Annotated in this window: 14 protein-coding genes and 1 tRNA gene; 9 read left to right on the top strand and 6 right to left on the bottom strand. The window is 41.6% G+C overall.

The features are described from left to right. Window positions 1-8 precede the first annotated feature (8 nt). Window positions 9-1,436 carry an MFS transporter gene (locus QGN29_RS01350; protein WP_310798855.1) on the bottom strand — a complete coding sequence of 476 codons (1,428 nt, stop codon included), beginning with the start codon at window positions 1,434-1,436 and terminating at the stop codon, window positions 9-11. A gap of 129 nt (window positions 1,437-1,565) precedes the next feature. On the opposite strand from QGN29_RS01350, the gene QGN29_RS01345 reads away from it, so the two are divergent. Together QGN29_RS01345 and QGN29_RS01340 are read left to right on the top strand one after the other, a co-directional pair. Further along, window positions 1,566-2,507 carry a LysR family transcriptional regulator gene (locus QGN29_RS01345; protein WP_310798854.1) on the top strand — a complete coding sequence of 314 codons (942 nt, stop codon included), beginning with the start codon at window positions 1,566-1,568 and terminating at the stop codon, window positions 2,505-2,507. A gap of 264 nt (window positions 2,508-2,771) precedes the next feature. Next, window positions 2,772-2,860, top strand: a tRNA-Val gene (locus QGN29_RS01340). A 73-nt stretch (window positions 2,861-2,933) separates the two neighbouring features. Here the strand turns inward: QGN29_RS01340 and QGN29_RS01335 are convergent. Then, on the bottom strand, window positions 2,934-3,818 hold the full coding sequence (locus tag QGN29_RS01335) for a fatty acid desaturase (protein WP_310798853.1): 885 nt from the start codon (window positions 3,816-3,818) through the stop codon (window positions 2,934-2,936). Between the two features lie 33 nt (window positions 3,819-3,851). Beyond that, window positions 3,852-4,613: an SDR family oxidoreductase gene (locus QGN29_RS01330; RefSeq protein WP_310798852.1), complete on the bottom strand. Its 762-nt coding sequence runs from the start codon at window positions 4,611-4,613 to the stop codon at window positions 3,852-3,854. Window positions 4,614-4,776: 163 nt separating this feature from the next. Between QGN29_RS01330 and QGN29_RS01325 the strand changes: the two genes are divergently transcribed. The 7 genes from QGN29_RS01325 to QGN29_RS01295 all read left to right on the top strand — a co-directional run bounded on the left by QGN29_RS01325 (window position 4,777) and on the right by QGN29_RS01295 (window position 12,691). Further along, window positions 4,777-5,997, top strand: a complete 1,221-nt coding sequence (locus tag QGN29_RS01325) for a saccharopine dehydrogenase family protein (RefSeq protein WP_310798851.1) — start codon at window positions 4,777-4,779, stop codon at window positions 5,995-5,997. A 127-nt stretch (window positions 5,998-6,124) separates the two neighbouring features. After that, a complete protein-coding gene (locus QGN29_RS01320) occupies window positions 6,125-7,777 on the top strand; it encodes a sulfatase-like hydrolase/transferase (protein ID WP_310798850.1) in 1,653 nt (550 codons plus the stop codon). A 9-nt stretch (window positions 7,778-7,786) separates the two neighbouring features. Then, on the top strand, window positions 7,787-8,638 hold the full coding sequence (locus tag QGN29_RS01315) for a type 1 glutamine amidotransferase domain-containing protein (RefSeq protein WP_310798849.1): 852 nt from the start codon (window positions 7,787-7,789) through the stop codon (window positions 8,636-8,638). Window positions 8,639-8,648: 10 nt separating this feature from the next. After that, window positions 8,649-9,044 carry a hypothetical protein gene (locus QGN29_RS01310; RefSeq protein ID WP_310798848.1) on the top strand — a complete coding sequence of 132 codons (396 nt, stop codon included), beginning with the start codon at window positions 8,649-8,651 and terminating at the stop codon, window positions 9,042-9,044. A gap of 2 nt (window positions 9,045-9,046) precedes the next feature. Then, window positions 9,047-10,852 carry an arylsulfatase gene (locus tag QGN29_RS01305; protein ID WP_310798847.1) on the top strand — a complete coding sequence of 602 codons (1,806 nt, stop codon included), beginning with the start codon at window positions 9,047-9,049 and terminating at the stop codon, window positions 10,850-10,852. 1 nt (window position 10,853) lies between these two features. Beyond that, window positions 10,854-12,110: a DsbA family protein gene (locus QGN29_RS01300; protein WP_310798846.1), complete on the top strand. Its 1,257-nt coding sequence runs from the start codon at window positions 10,854-10,856 to the stop codon at window positions 12,108-12,110. Then, on the top strand, window positions 12,107-12,691 hold the full coding sequence (locus QGN29_RS01295; protein WP_310798845.1) for a TetR/AcrR family transcriptional regulator: 585 nt from the start codon (window positions 12,107-12,109) through the stop codon (window positions 12,689-12,691). Before QGN29_RS01300 ends, QGN29_RS01295 begins: the two co-directional genes overlap by 4 nt. 10 nt (window positions 12,692-12,701) lie before the next feature. Here the strand turns inward: QGN29_RS01295 and QGN29_RS01290 are convergent, their stop codons facing one another. From QGN29_RS01290 to QGN29_RS01280, 3 genes are read right to left on the bottom strand one after another with little or no spacing between them, the layout of a single operon-like run. After that, window positions 12,702-14,480, bottom strand: a complete 1,779-nt coding sequence (locus tag QGN29_RS01290) for a long-chain-acyl-CoA synthetase (protein ID WP_310798844.1) — start codon at window positions 14,478-14,480, stop codon at window positions 12,702-12,704. A gap of 6 nt (window positions 14,481-14,486) precedes the next feature. Continuing rightward, window positions 14,487-15,536: a glutathione S-transferase N-terminal domain-containing protein gene (locus tag QGN29_RS01285; protein WP_310798843.1), complete on the bottom strand. Its 1,050-nt coding sequence runs from the start codon at window positions 15,534-15,536 to the stop codon at window positions 14,487-14,489. Between the two features lie 10 nt (window positions 15,537-15,546). Next, window positions 15,547-16,602, bottom strand: a complete 1,056-nt coding sequence (locus QGN29_RS01280) for an MBL fold metallo-hydrolase (RefSeq protein ID WP_310798841.1) — start codon at window positions 16,600-16,602, stop codon at window positions 15,547-15,549. Between the last annotated feature and the right edge of the window lie 76 nt (window positions 16,603-16,678).

Genomic DNA, 16,678 nt, shown 5'->3' with positions numbered 1-16,678 from the left:
AGCACCCTTTATGATTTTTCACGCTCTGCAAGCTTGGATAGATTTTCCAAGTGGCTTTCACGGTCAATTTTAAAGAATTTCAAGAAGTAGAAAACGGCAAGCCAAAGGAGCACCACAGCGACTGCATAGGAAATGCCTAAGTCTAGAATAGCTTGCTTATCTATATCTTCAGCTTTTGCACCTTTGGGAAAGTTTGCAACTGCAATGACAATAGAGGCCGCCATGACACCAAGGCCATGAGAAGCTTTTCTTGAGAAGGAAATGGCAGAAAAATAGATCCCTTCTGTCCGATCATTATTTTTGACCTCGTTATGCTCAACAAGCTCTGCTACCATAGAATACATTAAAGTTTGAACGCCGATGAACATTGTCACATCAAGAATTGCGACAATAAATAAAATCGGGAAGAGAGAAGGATCTCCATTTTCAGGTAAAACACCCATGACTCTCAGGCCAATCATGACAGGGGTTATGAGCAGCGTCAAAACACCGTATATAAAGACAGCTTTTTTCTTACCAAATTTTCTAGACATATAAGGGGCCATGAAGAATGAAATCATAGCAGCAATAATAAAGGATAGATTTAAGGCACCAATCTGATCTGTGTTAAATCCCCAGAAAAAAGTATTCATGTAGAGATTTAGACTGAAGGCCATTCCGATGATTACAGAGGAGACAATAGAAGCCACAAGAAGCGCCGCGAATGACTTATTTGCTAAGGCCTTCTTGAAATCATTAAAGATAATAGAGAGGCCTTTGCTTTCTTTTACTTTCCCTTTTGGTAAATCGGGTATGAGATGAGCCGTGCCAAATGTTGTTAAGAGGATCGCACCCCCAATGACGCAGGCAGCTACAAGGCCGTATGTACTATAGGCTTCTTTGTTTAATATGCCAACTGGATAGGCTTCAGTTGAGGCGAGCAATACTGTGAGGACAAAGATAGCCATGACTGTGCCGCTGATCCATCCAAACGACATGCGGTAGCTCATTAAGCTCGTGCGTTCGTCATAATCTTTTGTAAGCTCAGCAGCTAAAGCTGAACTTGGAATTTCATAAAAAGTAATGAGTAGACGAATTGCAACAGACAGTGTCACCAAATACGGAAATAAATCATTACCAGTCATACTTTCTGGTGGTGACCAGAGAAAATAATAGGCAACAGCTGCAGGAAGTGCAGCGGCAAACATCCATGGATGACGGCGCCCCCAACGACTTTTTGTATTATCGCTCAGATAGCCAACAATAGGATCTGATATCGCATCAAAGATTAAGGCAATCAGGAGAGCAAGGCCGACAAGAGGCGCGTCTACACCTAAAACTTGTGAGTAGAAGATGAGCAAGAAATAATCGAAACCATTATTTTTAACACCAAAGGCTACAGCGCCTATGCCATATGATATCTTAGTAAATACGGATGGTTTTCCCTTGTCTGCCATTGTTTCTCTCCCATGAGTTATGTCATTTTCTCTGGTATTTAATATACCTTTTTTGTCCCTCAGCTCGAGTCTTGACACCACTTACCTTTTAAGTCAATAAGGTAAGCTACACTTACCAATGGGGTAAAAATGATGGATGACTTATCGAAGCTCAGACAGTTAATTGAACTAGAAGATACAGGAAACTACCGTAAAGCAGCGGCTAATCTTGGCATTTCACATAGTGCGCTCAGTCAAACAGTGAATAAAATGGAAGAACGCTACGGCGTCATGCTGTTTACCAGAAACAAGCTTGGAACAGTGCCTACAGTTTATGGGAGGCGTATCTTAGATGCCGCGAGAAGTTCTGTTGAGCAAATGGATAGAGCTGAACGCGAACTATCCATGATGCAAGCCCTTGAAATTGGGCGATTGATCGTCGGAATCGATCCAAACTTGAGTGAGGGGCTTCTTGCACCAGCGCTCGTTCAACTGCTGACTGACCATCCAAAATTACAATTTACAGTCTTGCCTCGTAACTGGCGCACCATGGATAAAGATCTGATGGACGGTGTTATCGATATGTATATTGGGCTCGCTCCGGATAGAGAAGTGCCACACATTGATTACCGTGAATTTAAGATTGCCCAGTCTCCGCTAATATGCCGCTCCGGGCATCCCTTGCTTGATCTTAAAGACCTTAAAGTTGAGGACCTTTTTGATTACCCTTTTATTGGAGGAGATGTCCCTGATTGGTTTTTAAAACAGATTACGGACCAATATCCTAATCACTTCCCCACAATAGACTCTTTACGTGAGATGTTCCTCATTTCTCATGAAATTGGTTTACTGCGAAAGTTAATTCCTGCAACAGACGCGGTCGGTTTTATTGCAGAGAGCACACTACAAGCGGCTCTGAGAGAGGGTCGTGCTCAGATTGTACCTGGGGCGCGTCATTTATTTCCTATGGACATTACTGGCGTGATCGCTACGAAGGATAATATACCCTTAGCGCCCGCAGCTCAGAAACTCAGTAGGTTAATTTTAGGTATTGCTGATATTGGATATAGAAACTGGCTTAAAAAAAGTTGACTGAATTAGCTGCTTATTCAAATGCATATATACTTTATGTTTTGATTTTAATTCAAAATAATTTGCCTTAATATATTTGAATTCATCGAGGTATTGGAAGAGCGATATTTGAAATATCGGTGTCCATTTCTATACAGGTTAAACTTACTAATGTGGCTGGATTAATTTGTGACTATTTCATATAATCTTATAGTATCTTTATTGATGTCGTGATTACTATAGTAATTTCAATAGGTTATTCTGACGATGTCATTTTAGATCATTTTAGATCACTTGAAATAATTCTCTGTAATTCATCTCTCTTATCGTTGACATCGAAGAGGTCGCTGGTTCGAACCCAGTACCGACCACCATATTTCTCTTTACATTTCAATTGGTTATACTTTTAAAGGGAATGTCAAATTCCACTTGTGCCCAAATCTGTGCCTAAGTATTATTTTTTACTTTCGGCGTTATCGCGAATGTATCGGTTATCGCAGGCTTTTTAGCGTTATGATAATCTAGTCTAGCATTCCAAATTTTAAGATAGCGATAGAAGGGTACTGAAGGATAAATATGGTGCACGAGATGGTAATTTTGCGAGATGAATAGAGGGGTTAGAAGCCACTCTAGACCAACACGGTTAGAGGTGCATTGATAGCGATTTTCTTTCACGGTTATTTTATGGGGGTAGTGCGGTAAGAAATCAAAGCCAAATACAATGAATAATTTTGCAATACGTGTGGGAATAAAAAATAATAGAAGGTAAGCCTCTAACAATCCCAAAAGGGTGACTGTACTGATAACTAGAATTGCAAAAATCAGGCAGAGGAAAAATTCTATTTTTTCAGCTTTTTTACTCTTGCTGAAGTTTTCTTTCTGCAAATAGGTTTTGAAATAAATGACATCAAGACTTAACCACCTTAGAGGCATAACCCATGCGGGTCCATGACCACAGTAAGTATCAGGATCTTTTTCTGGATCGTTGGTATATTGATGGTGGCGCATATGAATAAAACGAAAGACTTTAAAAAATGGCCCTGGCTCTAAAAGGGCTATAGCAGCGCGTCCGGCCCAGTCATTTACGTGTTGGTTTGTGCTAATTGCATTATGCGTCCCATCATGGGCCACCGTGAAAGCCATATAAGACGCGATTGAATTCCATAAGATGACCCAGGGAAGGGACAGGGCTGCGTCAGAATAAGCCAACAGAGTGAGGCTGAATATCCCATAGGCGGAGACCAGTAAGAGAAGGGTCGGCCAAGCAATGCTGGGGCGCTTTAAGAGCATTTTAAACAGCTTAGGATCATCCGATTTTGAAGGAAGAGACATGTGAAGACTCCAATTATAAAGGCTAAATATTCACTAGATTGTAAGGCCACCATCAACGACTATGCACTCCCCTGTTGTATAACTAGATGCATCAGAAGCAAGATAGAGAACAGTGCCTGCCATTTGCTCTGGTAGGGCATGTATACCAAGGGGAATTTGCTTTAGAAATGCATTATACATGTCTCCGTTTTCAAATAATGCCCCTGCAAATTTTGTTTTTGTCAGGCCGGGTAATAAAGCGTTCACGCGAATACCAAATTGACCGCATTCTTTAGCAAAAGATTTTGTCATTGAGACAACAGCAGCTTTAGAAACGGAATAGATACCTTGGTGCATGCCCGGTTGTAAGGCGTTCACTGACGCTGTATTGATGATCGAACCACTTCCTTGCTCGCGCATAATCTTGCCTGCCTCAACAGACATATAAAAATATCCACGTAAATTCACTTCAACAGTTTTTTCGAAGGCCCAATCGGGTGTGTCTAATATAGGGCCGAAATAAGGATTAGCAGCGGCGTTATTGACGAGAATATCCAGTTTGCCAAATTCATCTTGGATATGATTAAAGATTGCATGAATATCGTCCATGTTGCCCACGTTGCATTCAAAAACGCTGGCACAACCACCGTCAGTTTTAATGGCATCAACAACAGCCATACAGTCGACCGCCTTGCGACTGGAAACAATGACATGGGCACCAGCATCGGCCAGTGTTCTCGCAATGCTTTCGCCAATCCCCCGACTGGCGCCGGTAACAAGCGCAATTTTTCCATTTAAATCAAATAAGTTAGTCATTTATTGATCCCTTTGTAGGCTGATTTTTTTAATTCGAGCGCTTTGTTTAATGTTCATGCTAAACTCTCATTTGATAGTATAATACGCTATGGTCTTGCAGTGTTATAATATTATGACATATAATATGTCAATATTTAGGAGGGATTTTTATGGGAGAGTTGGAATGGAAAAATTTGATATAATCATTTATGGGGCAACAAGTTTTGTTGGGGATATTATTGTCGCCTATATGATGGATAAATACGGTACTGATCGTGGTATTTCTTGGGCCATTGCAGGACGAAGCGAAGCCAAATTGCTTGATCTAAGAGAAAAGCATAAAGCGCAAGATATTCCTTATTTTATTGCGGATGCAGGGGACGAAGAGTCCTTGAAGGCCCTAGTGGATCAAACCAAAGTAATATTATCAACAGTTGGCCCTTATGCATTGTACGGAGAACCTCTTGTTAAAATTTGTACTGAAACAGGTACAGATTACTGTGATTTAACAGGTGAAATCCAGTGGTATAAAAAAATGCTCGATCACTATGAGGAAGCAGCGAAGAAATCTGGTGCACGCATTGTCCATTGTAGTGGTTTTGATTCTATTCCATCTGATATGGGCGTGTTTTATCTGCAGGAGCATGCCAAACAAAAGACAGGATCTTATTTGACGCAGGTGGATATGCGCGTTGCCAAAATCAAAGGGGGAGCCAGCGGAGGGACTATAGCAAGTATGGTCAATTTGACAAAAGAAGCTGTCAAAGACCCGAAAGTACGTAAACTTGTTAAAAATCCTTATAGTATTTGTCCTGAAGGGCATGGGTTCACCGTGCGACAGCATAATGTTAGCAAGGCAGAATTTGACGAACAGTATCATGCTTGGATTGCACCTTTTGTCATGGAAGCTGTGAACTCGCGGGTTGTGCATCGTTCGAACGCCCTGCGTGATAAGGCCTATGGCAGAGATTTTAAATATAGTGAAGCAATGGTGATGGGTCGTGACTCTAATGGAAAGTCGCGAGCACGTAAAATGAGTTTAGGCTTAACTATTTTTATGACACTCGCGGCATTAGCGCCTACACGATGGATCTTGGAAAAATTTATTTTGCCCAAACCTGGAGAAGGGCCTTCACCAAAAGAACAAGAGACAGGTATGTATGATCTAAGGTTTGTTGGACGTTCAGATCAAGGTGATAAATTGACGCTGAAACTTACCGGAGATAAAGATCCTGGATATGGTAGTACCTCTAAAATGATATCTGAAACCGCAGTTTGCCTTGCTGCGTTAGATAAACTAGAGAAGAAGGGCGGTTTTTGGACACCTTCCACTCTTTTTGGGCATACTCTGATAGAGAGATTAGAGCAAAATGCTGGCTTAACTTTTGAAATATTGAATGAGTAAGGGGCTGCCTTTTCTTGTTGGTATTCTCAACTCATCTCACGCCTCGGCTTAAGGTATAGACATCTCCTTTTTATTATGACATAGTTTATGTCAATATATAAATGTGACCTTCTTTCTGGGGAGTGAGATGAAGAAATTTCTGATATTCTTTACTTTAGTGATTGCTGTTGGTGGATCAGTTGCTTGGTTTAATCGAATAGAGTTGATGTTGTTTATGATTAGTAAACGCACTGATGCTCAATATGATATCCGGCCAAACAGAGAGGTAGTATGGCAGCAAGGTCCTGAGACAGAATCGAAGGCGCTTAATCAAAAGCCTAATATTATATTTATTGTCCTTGATGATGTTGGTTACAATGACATTTCAACATTTGGAGGTGGAATTGCGGGCGGACTTTTAAAAACGCCGCACATTGATAAATTAGCCTCAGAATCTGTGGTTTTCAGACAAAGCTATGCTGGAAATGCTACGTGTGCGCCCTCGCGGGGTATGATGATGACCGGACGATATCAAAATACGACGGGCTATGAATTCACACCTTTTCCTGGTGGTGCTGGTCCATTGATATCTGTTAGTAACTCTATTGATCGCAACATGCCCGAAACACTTCCAGGCTTTGAAAATGATGTGCCCTTTGAAAATCAGGGGTTACCTGCAGAGGAAGTAACTATTGCAGAAGTGCTGAAAGAGCGAGGGTATTATACAGCCCATATCGGGAAGTGGCATATGGGGCGCTATAATGGCATGGCACCGAATGATCAAGGTTTCGATGATAGCTTGTATATGCATAGCGGACTTTACTTGCCAGAAGATCATCCAGATGTGGTGAATGCAAAATTAGAGCAGGATCCTATCGATAAGATCTTATGGGCAAGATTGCGGTATTCAGCAACATTTAATAATGCGACGGATGAAGATCTTTTTCAGCCTAAAGGCTATCTCACTGATTTTTGGACTAATGAAAGTGTCAAAGTTATCAAGGCGAATAAAAACCGTCCTTTCTTTCTTTATTTAGCCCATTGGGGTACGCATACTCCCTTACAGGCAACACGTGCAGACTATGAAGCGGTTGGCGATATTAAACCTCATAATCGCCGTGTGTATGCGGCTATGATGCGAGCTATTGATCGCAGTGTAGGTAAAATTCAGCAAGCCTTAGAAGAAACAGGGCAGGCTGATAATACTATGATTGTCTTCACAAGTGATAATGGCGGTGCTGGATATGTGGGGCTTCCAGAGTTGAATAAACCATTTAGAGGTTGGAAATTAACCTTTTTTGAAGGGGGATTGAGAGTTCCGCATTTCATAAAATGGCCTAATGGCCTTCCTGAAGCTAAAGAATTAGATACCCCCGTTATGCATATTGATATCTTTCCAACATTGGCTGCAGCAGCCGGCGCGCCTCTGCCGCAAAATGTAAAGATTGACGGTGTCAATTTACTGCCCTATGCCCGTGGCAAAGGTGCAATAAAAGAACGACCCTTGTTTTTCCAGAGTGGTTTCTACAGGGCAATCAGACTTGGCGATTGGAAGTTGAAGGTTTCTGAAAACCCCAAGAAAGTATGGCTCTATGATCTTAAGGAAGATCCGACGGAGCAAAATAATCTTGCTGAGCAGATACCAACAAAAGTAAGTGAGTTACATCACCTCATAAAAAATCACATCGCTTCGGGAAAAGGGGCTCGCTATCCCTATTCAATCCTCGCCCCAATCTTGATTGATAAGACCAATGAGCAGTCTTACAAAAAAGGTGATGAATATATTTATTGGCCAAACTAGGAGTGAAGAATGAAAAAGAAACTATTGAAAATTGCAGCTGGATTAGGTGCAGTTGTCCTATTAATTGCCATTGCACTGCCAACAATTCTTCATAAAGCTGGGCTGCATCCAGTCTACACGGGACCAACATATAGTGCAAAAGGGAAACGGGCTCTCATTATCACAACCAGCCACAGTATTCTTTCTGAGCCCGGTCAAACTGAGGGTCCGGCGACAGGTGTATTCGGTTCAGAGTTAACGCATCCTTATTACACATTTCTAGACGCTGGAATGGAAATTGATGTGGCGAGTATTAAGGGCGGTGAAATTCCGATTGATCCACAAAGTTTTAGTCATCCTGTGATTACTGTGGAAGATAAACAATTTCAAAAAGACACAATTTTTCAAGCCAAGGTCAAGAATTCTCTCGCAATTCAAGATGTTAATTTTGAAGACTATGATTTAATCTTTTTGTCAGGCGGTTGGGGTGCTGCTTATGATATGGCGCAGTCCTCTGTATTAGCGACCAAAATTACGCAGGCTTATTATAGCGAGAAAAAAGCAGTAATTGGCGGCGTATGTCATGGTGTCTTAGGGTTGGTGAATGCAAAAGATAAAGATGGCAATTTATTAATAGCAGGTAGAAAAATGACAGGTGTCACTGATAAACAATTGAAAGAGTTAGGGATCGAAGTGACACCCAAGCATCCAGAAACTGAGCTCCGAAAGGCTGGCGCATTATATGAAGCGAGTACTGGGTTTCGTGACATCTTTCAAACGCATGTTGTCATTGACGCTGAGAAACGATTTGTGACGGGTCAAAATCAAAATTCTGGTCTTGAAACTTCCCATAAAATGCTGAGTTTGATCGCTGATAAATAGGACGGAATGAATGAATAGTAAATTGTTGAATTTTGTACGCATTATTATGGCTTTGCCGGCCCTTCTGTTTATCTTGATTGGCTTAAGGTGGATCATTGATCCTGCAGGTGTGGCTCCTGAATTTGGATTTGAACTTATGACTGGACTGGGACTGAGTTCGCAGATCGGTGATCTTTCAGCTTATTTTTTAACCCTTGGACTCTGTGCCTTTCTGGGTATCGTCACAAAAAAAAGATTTTGGTTTTATATGCCTGTGATCATGCTTGGTCTGACTGCCTTTGGTAGACTTATGGCTTGGCTCATTCATCACGCTGATTTTGCGGGCGATATGATCATGCCTGAGATCATCATTGCTCTCTTGTGGTATTATGGAAGTGGATATATTTGCGAAACTAAGAGGGGCTGAAAATGAAATATATTATTGGTGCCCTAATCAGTCTTTGTGTTTTTTTACCCCTGCCTATTCATACTTCAAAGGCTTTATATGCTTCTGAGGATAATAATGCTTCAAAGACTAAAAAACCCAATATTATTTTACTTCTGGCGGATGACCTTGGATATACAGATTTAGGGTCCTATGGCAGTGAAATTTCAACGCCCGTTATCGACGCTCTGGCGTCTAAAGGCATCAGGTTTACGAATTATCATACTGCAGCAAATTGTTCTCCTGCTCGCGCGATGCTTATGACTGGGGTTAATAACCATAGTGCAGGTGTGGGCAATATTCGTGAAACGCGGCCCGATGCAACAAGAAAGATGCCAGCTTATGATGGTGTTCTATCGCATCGCACTGTGACTATCGCCACACTTTTGCAGGATAATGGATATAACACCTATATGGCGGGGAAGTGGCATCTGGGCCAAACACCCGATAAATTGCCCTTTAATCGAGGGTTTCATAGGACTTTTTCTCTAGGGGATAGTGGGGCTGATAATTGGGAAGATCGTCCTTATATCCCTCTTTATAAAGAAGCGAATTGGTATGCGGACGGCAAGCCTGCCGATTTGCCAGATGATTTTTATTCTTCAGAATTTTTAGTGGATAAGCTTATCGAATTTATTGATAGCGATCTTGAAGGCGGAAAACCTTTCTTTGGCTATTTACCTTTTCAAGCAGTGCATATTCCCATTCAGGCCCCTCAGAATTTTATCGATAAATATATGGGAAAATATGATGCTGGGTGGCATGCGCTACGTCAATCCAGATTAAAAGGCGCAATTGATCAAGGTATTGTTCCGGCGAATACAAAAATGAACGAAATGTCAACGACGCTTAATTGGGAAAGTTTATCAGAAGGTGAGAGGCGATATGAAGCCAAAAGGATGGCTGTATACGGCGCCATGGTGGAAGCCATGGATCATCATTTAGGGCGGCTGATTCAATATCTAAAGGACAGAGGTGAATATGATAATACCATCTTTATTTTCACCTCAGACAATGGCACACATTCTTCGGGTAGAGATAATCAGCAATCTGGTCTATTAACACGTCTAAGCAATCGTCGCACAGGTTATACAAGTGAGTATAATACCTTGGGTCTACAGGGCAGTTATAATGCTATTTCATTGAGTTTTGCCAGCGCATCAGCTTCACCTCTCTCTTACTATAAATTTTATACTTCTGAAGGCGGGATGCGCGTCCCTCTTATCATTTCTGGTGACCTTGTAAAAGACAAAGGTCGTATATCTGATGCCTTTAGTTTTGCGACTGATATTACACCAACAATTCTAGATATAGTAGGAGCTCCAAGACCAAGTGACATTTATGCAGGACGTCGGATTGAAAAAATATCAGGGAATAGTCTTGTGCCAGTGCTACAAAATAAGATGGTTAAAGTATATCCAGAAGAACAACCTGTTGCTTATGAACTCGCAGGAAATAGTGCTCTCTTTATGGGTGATTATAAAATCCGACACTTGCGCAGCCCCATTGGCAATAATGAGTGGCAGCTATTTAATATCCTTAAAGATCCTGGCGAGACAGAAGATCTTAAAACTATCCAGCCGCTTCAGTTTCAGCGGATGCTGTCAGCATATGAATTATGGGCTAAAGAGGCGGGTGTTTACGAAGTCCCTGAAAGCTATGGTAACCATATAAGACAACTTTTACTGAACACGCTTGTGATGAATAGAAATTCAATCATCTCTCTTATTTTGTTGATGCTGATATTATTGCCTTTTGGTGTTTATTGGCGCATGAAATCGAAGGATTAGAATGACAGATTATACGACCCAACAATCAGGCGCTTCAAAGAGTAATCCGGATAGATTTACTCGTTGGCTTCAGTCAAAAATATTGACCTCTATTGGGAGCGAAAAAGCACAAAAAAAATTATGGGCAAACTCTGAAAAGAAACGCCTAAAAGATAATCGTGGTCATGTTGTTTATTACTTTCATCAAAGTCAAGATGGCTATTCCGATTTGGCAGTTCAAACCCTTAAACCGCTGCTAGAGCGTTATGACATAGAACTCATCATGCATCTTGTAACTGCTGAGTGCGGTTATAATGCCCCTGAACCTGACTTATTAGAAAAATATTCTTATACAGATGCATCTCTCATTGCCCCTTGTTTTGGTCTCCAAAGTCCTCAGAGTATGTCTGATGAAGCGGTGATGGCGATCCAGGACTCATATGGATCAGCAGCTCAGGGCTCTCTTAGTGAAAGGCAAGACGTTGGGAATCAATTGCGCGCTAGGCTTGGGCATTATAGTGGGGCAATGTTTTATTATGAGGGTGAATGGTATTGGGGGATCGACAGGCTCTATCATCTAGAAAATCGCCTAAGACTGTTTGGAGCAGATAAATATCCAGAGCAAGGTTTTCTCTATCCACGACCTGAAATTATTCAGGATCAGGCTGCAAAGGGACCTAGTTTAACGCTGGAGTTTTATGCCTCCTTGAGAAGTCCTTATACAGCGCTTGCCTATGATCAAACTGTTAAATTTGCTCGCAAGACAGGCGTAAATCTTATTATTAAACCTGTCCTCCCTATGGTCATGCGCGGTGTACCTGCAACACGACAGAAGGGGATGTATATCTTTAAAGATGCTGCGCGTGAAGCTCGTGCTCAAGATATCCCTTATGGAAAGTTCTATGATCCAATTGGGGAACCTGTGAAGAAAGGATATAGTCTTTATCATTGGGCGAAAACCCATGACAAAGGGGAGCAGTTTCTGAGTGCCTTTTTAAATGCGGCTTTTGTGGAGGGTATCAATACTAACACGAACAATGGACTGAAGACTGTTTGCAAGAATGTTGGTCTCGATTGGTCAGATGCGATAAGTCACCTTGATGAAATAGAATGGACAGAGGTATTAGAATCTAATAGGCTTGATATGTATGAGTTTGGATTATGGGGAGTTCCAAGTTACAGACTGCTTGATGAAGCAGGTAATGAAGTGATTAAAGCTTGGGGGCAAGATAGACTTTGGTTGATCGCAAAGTTTATAAGTAAAATAGGATATTTATGACAGTTGTGAAAAAAAAATCACATAATGATGGCCGTAAAGCCAGAAGCCTAAAGAGCAGAGAGGCCATAAAAAAGGCCTTGGGTGATTTGATGAGTGAGGGCGTTCGTATTCCTACAGCGCAACAAGTTTCTGATAGAGCAAAGGTTGGTATTCGGACTGTTTTCCGTCACTTTGATGATATGGAAAGTCTGTTTTATTCACTTCATGAAGATATTAAAGAATCAGAATATGGGTTTCTTAGGCAATCCATTATTGAAGGGCCGCTTGAAGAGAGAGTTGATGCTTTTTTGAGAGCGCGTCATGTCTTATATATTAAATATAGAGAAATGATTTTAAGTACACTCAGTCAGTTATGGAAATACCAAGCTCTCAAGAACACCTATGAGGATTTAAACAGTATTTTCAAACAGCATTTATTTCTTTGTTTGCCAGAACTTAAGGGTAAAGATGTTCCTACTCAACAATTTGTTGAAGCTCTTGTTTCTTTTGAAGCTTGGAACCGTCTTACAAGACACCAAGGAATGAGCCGAGACGACGCTAAAGATCTTTTACAAGGGCAACTAGAGAGTTTATTGAAATAACCCGAGGGACTTACAATCGATAATCCTCAGTTATTAAACGGCGGTATTTATCGACTGTCAGGGGTCCATATGCTTTTTCTTCAGGACATAAAAACATGACATTTTCCTTTATATTAGAGATATCAAACCCTTCTTTTTGGACCGTCACTTTTTGAAACTTGAAATTCCCAGTCATGCTCGCATGATCTTGAATTCTCAAGAATATAGGGAGTGCATAGCTGGGTAAATTTGATTGAAGGTAGGCAAGCAGATCTTCATAATCTATGGAACCTGATAAGGTAAGTGCCGCCATACCGGCACGCCCATCATTTCCTGGCACAGAAACGCCGTAAACATTGGCTGTTTCAATAGCTTCAAAGTCTGAGAGCACATCAGCAACTTCATTGGTGGCTACATTTTCACCTTTCCAGCGATATGTGTCTCCAATACGATCGATAAAATAGATATAACCATAGTTATCTCGCTTCATAAGGTCTCCGGTTCTGAACCATTTGTCTCCTGGTGTGAAGACATCATGAAGAATTTTCGCTTCCGTCGCTTTTTTCTCGTGATAGCCATCAAATTTATTCATGCCGGTATCTTCAATACGACCAATGACTTCACCTATCTCATCTATCTCAGCTCTGATACACCGTCCTTGTGGGTCGCGAACAGGCAGTTCCTTTTCAATATCAAACTTAACAAAATCCATACCTAATTTCTTGCCTGCCCAAGCAGGCATTTGACCAACAGCACCAATTGTTCCATCCATATTTATGAAAGCAACATTGCCCTCTGTCGATCCATATAATTCATGCATATGAGTGACTTTGAAACGGTCGACAAATTTCCGCCAGACATCGCCTCGCATCCCATTGCCAACTCCAGCTCTTAGGCTATGGGACCTCTCTAATTCATGAGGATCTGAGTTTACGAGATATCGGCATAATTCCCCAACATAGAAAAAGACTGTTACTTTATGGTCATGTAAATCATTCCAAAAGTTTGATGCAGAGAATTGTTTTCTGATAACTGTAGTGGCTCCTTTTAATAAAGCACCGCCCATGCCTAATGCCCCGCCTGTGATATGATAAAGCGGTAAAACTATATAGACGATATCCGTGTTTCTGAGACCACACATTGCAACAGGAATGCGGGCCGAGCGACTCAGACGCATGTGGGGTATACGTGCCGCTTTTGGCAGTCCGGTAGTCCCAGACGTGTATATATAGAGGGCAGTATCACGCCCGCATAAATGGGCTCTATGGATTCGATCAGGGCGTACATCATTTACTTCTGACAGAGCTACTTCTAAATAATTTCCAACCTTTCCATCTAAATCCCATACTGTGAGATCACTGTCTAAGGAATTTTGAATATTTGCGACTGATATCGCTTGCCGGCCTCTGGTAATGACTGCTTTGCTATTCGCTATAGATATAGAATGTATAAGACCTTTGCCTTCAAGATTTGAGTTTATGAGAGCAGTAATGATCCCAACCTTACCGAGCCCAAACCATACAGCGGGATAATCTATAGAGTTTTCCATCATCAAGGCGACGGTGTCGCCAGCAGACCATCCTTGCTGTTTGGCCCAGTGAGCATAACGATTGGCACGCGCCTCAAACTCTGCAAAAGTGTAAGATCCCTGTTCATCAATAATAGCAAGCTTGTCTCTGCTTCTGTCGATGGAGGCTTCAATATCATCTATCAAAGTTCTTGTCGCTTCCGGCTCTTGTCCCTTCATGATCTTGAGAATATGAGACATGCCTCGAATGAATTTCAGTTGGCTGTATAGTTTCTTGAACATAATAAATTACTTTTTTTCAATAGAGGCATCAATTAAGGGCTTGCACCCTGCTTCAGAGAGGATCTCTAATGCTTGATGTTGGTGATCAGTCGAGAGAGTTTTAAATTCTTCTCGTATCCATTTGAGACATTTAGCCTGGTATAGATTGACAGGCTGTTCCCATGTATGACCATCTACATGACAGGTCCAGCTTTCCTCTCCAGCAATGACTGCTTTGGCATTAGCTATCATTGTGGGAACATAAGTGCGTCCAACTTCTCTAAGGATATCCATTAGTGTTTCAGGCAGGTTGCTAGGGGCATTCCAGCGTGCTGATTTCTCATCAAGACCGCTTTGGTCTTCCATGATATCTGTCCAACTCACTGTTCTGAGAGAGACATCATGGGCAATACGACGCGGTGTGGGATCTTCAGCGATGAGCTGTGTTAATTGACCATGGACAGCGAAATCCGCTGAGGAAGGGCGGCTGCCAAGAAGGAAAGGTTGTGCTTCTAGATGTTTATCCATAAGGATAAGAAATCGTTCGTAAGATGCTTCTATCAAAGGGGCTGTTGTCTCATTAGAGCCAACCCAAAAAAGCCTGCTTATTTGTCTTTGACTAAACATATCAGCCATTTGTTTTGCAGGCTCTTTTGGGAGCGTATTAACGCTCGAATAAATTAATTTTGGGCCAGAGACACGAATGTCTTCTTTAAAATTCCAGCGATAGTGGAACATATATTTTACGCACCATTCATCACCAAAGTCTTCAAGAAGTGAGTTTATAAAATCCATGACTGGGTGGTCAGGAAGAACAGAGCGTCCTGTGTATTGGCTCTCTAGCGTTCTGATGATCGGAGTTGAATCAACAGTCGCAACTTCCTGTCCGTTTTTGTCGGGCATAAGAAAAACGGGATATAAAACTGGCTTAGGCTTTTCAATGCCCATCTCAGGCAGTTTTTGATTTATATCGCCCCATATGACTTGATAGGGAATATGTCTGTATCTGAGAAGGGCAACCATTTTCCTAGAATAGGGGGACATGGTTCCACCAATAAGACGTAAGCGCGATGTCATACTCGTACCTCTATAATCTATTGTCGATAACTATTTGGTCAGATCCGGCAGGAAGGCTAAAGAAATCACCGTCTTGCCCAATGGTGATTGGTCCATCAAAGATTTCATCTGACTTGCCAAGGAAGGCCTTTTTCATCCCCGGTAAAGGGAGCATTGGAACAATATGAGTAAATACAAGATGCCTGACACCTGCCTTTTGGGCTAGTTCTGCCGCTTCTTCAGGGTCAGTATGGTAGTCTTGAATATCATAGAATATCTTAGCCATTGTCTTCTGACCAACGGCCTTGGCACTGTTTTCTGCGATTTTAACTAACCTTTTAGATAATCCTTCGTGAATTAAAAGGTCCACATTTTTGGCGGAGGTCATCACTGAATTTGTTTTGACTGTATCGCCGCTTATAAGAACAGAACGTCCTTTATAGTCAATGCGATAGCCTACAGATGGCTCTACCGGTGCATGACCAACTTTAAAAGCAGAAATAGTAGTGTCTCCATCTTGGTAAATGATGAATTTTTCTTCGCCTCTTGCTAAAAAAGGCTTTGCAATCAATCCTTTGCCTGCCGTGGGGGCTATTGCTTCCCCGTGATGTGCTGTACGATAAAAGCTATCAGATGAATAGGCTTGGTTAAATCCGTTGACGATCGTCTGCACACCAACTGGCCCGTAGACAGGCAGTGGACTTGTATGATTGGCAGAAACCCAGCGTTGCATGGCAATTTCACCGAGATCTCCAATATGATCTGAATGAAAGTGGGTCAAAAAGACAGCATCAAGTTTTCCTGGGGTAAACCCCATTAAGCCAATGTTGCCAGTATGGCCAGCATCAAATAGAAAATGATGAGAGCCCGCAATGACAAGTGTGCACGGGGCGCTTCTTGCAGGATCAGGTAAGGGAGAACCCGCGCCACAAAGTCCAACATGTAAACCGTCAACAAGGTCTATGGATAATGAAACTGTAAGCCGAGATTCCATAATCTTTCCGAATACTCTCATGCTTATGGTATCACGATTAGCGTATAGTATCATGGTAACTAATAGAAAAACTAAGGTGCTTACTTTCTTCATTCATATCCTCCTTATTCATTTTTCCTATTAAAAATAGGCTAAATTTTGTTGTGGAGTTTTGATTATTTTCAATCCC

Source organism: Temperatibacter marinus, assembly GCF_031598375.1.
GTDB classification, from domain to species: Bacteria; Pseudomonadota; Alphaproteobacteria; order Sphingomonadales; family Kordiimonadaceae; genus Temperatibacter; species Temperatibacter marinus.
The sequence above is the reverse complement of the archived record's forward strand: the minus strand, read 5'-3'. Positions and strand labels throughout refer to the sequence as shown.

Coding starts and splice junctions, on each gene's coding strand:
- QGN29_RS01350 (WP_310798855.1), bottom strand. CDS start 1,436: ATGGCAGACAAGGGAAAACCATCCGTATTTACTAAGATATCATATGGC.
- QGN29_RS01345 (WP_310798854.1), top strand. CDS start 1,566: ATGATGGATGACTTATCGAAGCTCAGACAGTTAATTGAACTAGAAGAT.
- QGN29_RS01335 (WP_310798853.1), bottom strand. CDS start 3,818: ATGTCTCTTCCTTCAAAATCGGATGATCCTAAGCTGTTTAAAATGCTC.
- QGN29_RS01330 (WP_310798852.1), bottom strand. CDS start 4,613: ATGACTAACTTATTTGATTTAAATGGAAAAATTGCGCTTGTTACCGGC.
- QGN29_RS01325 (WP_310798851.1), top strand. CDS start 4,777: ATGGAAAAATTTGATATAATCATTTATGGGGCAACAAGTTTTGTTGGG.
- QGN29_RS01320 (WP_310798850.1), top strand. CDS start 6,125: ATGAAGAAATTTCTGATATTCTTTACTTTAGTGATTGCTGTTGGTGGA.
- QGN29_RS01315 (WP_310798849.1), top strand. CDS start 7,787: ATGAAAAAGAAACTATTGAAAATTGCAGCTGGATTAGGTGCAGTTGTC.
- QGN29_RS01310 (WP_310798848.1), top strand. CDS start 8,649: ATGAATAGTAAATTGTTGAATTTTGTACGCATTATTATGGCTTTGCCG.
- QGN29_RS01305 (WP_310798847.1), top strand. CDS start 9,047: ATGAAATATATTATTGGTGCCCTAATCAGTCTTTGTGTTTTTTTACCC.
- QGN29_RS01300 (WP_310798846.1), top strand. CDS start 10,854: ATGACAGATTATACGACCCAACAATCAGGCGCTTCAAAGAGTAATCCG.
- QGN29_RS01295 (WP_310798845.1), top strand. CDS start 12,107: ATGACAGTTGTGAAAAAAAAATCACATAATGATGGCCGTAAAGCCAGA.
- QGN29_RS01290 (WP_310798844.1), bottom strand. CDS start 14,480: ATGTTCAAGAAACTATACAGCCAACTGAAATTCATTCGAGGCATGTCT.
- QGN29_RS01285 (WP_310798843.1), bottom strand. CDS start 15,536: ATGACATCGCGCTTACGTCTTATTGGTGGAACCATGTCCCCCTATTCT.
- QGN29_RS01280 (WP_310798841.1), bottom strand. CDS start 16,602: ATGAAGAAAGTAAGCACCTTAGTTTTTCTATTAGTTACCATGATACTA.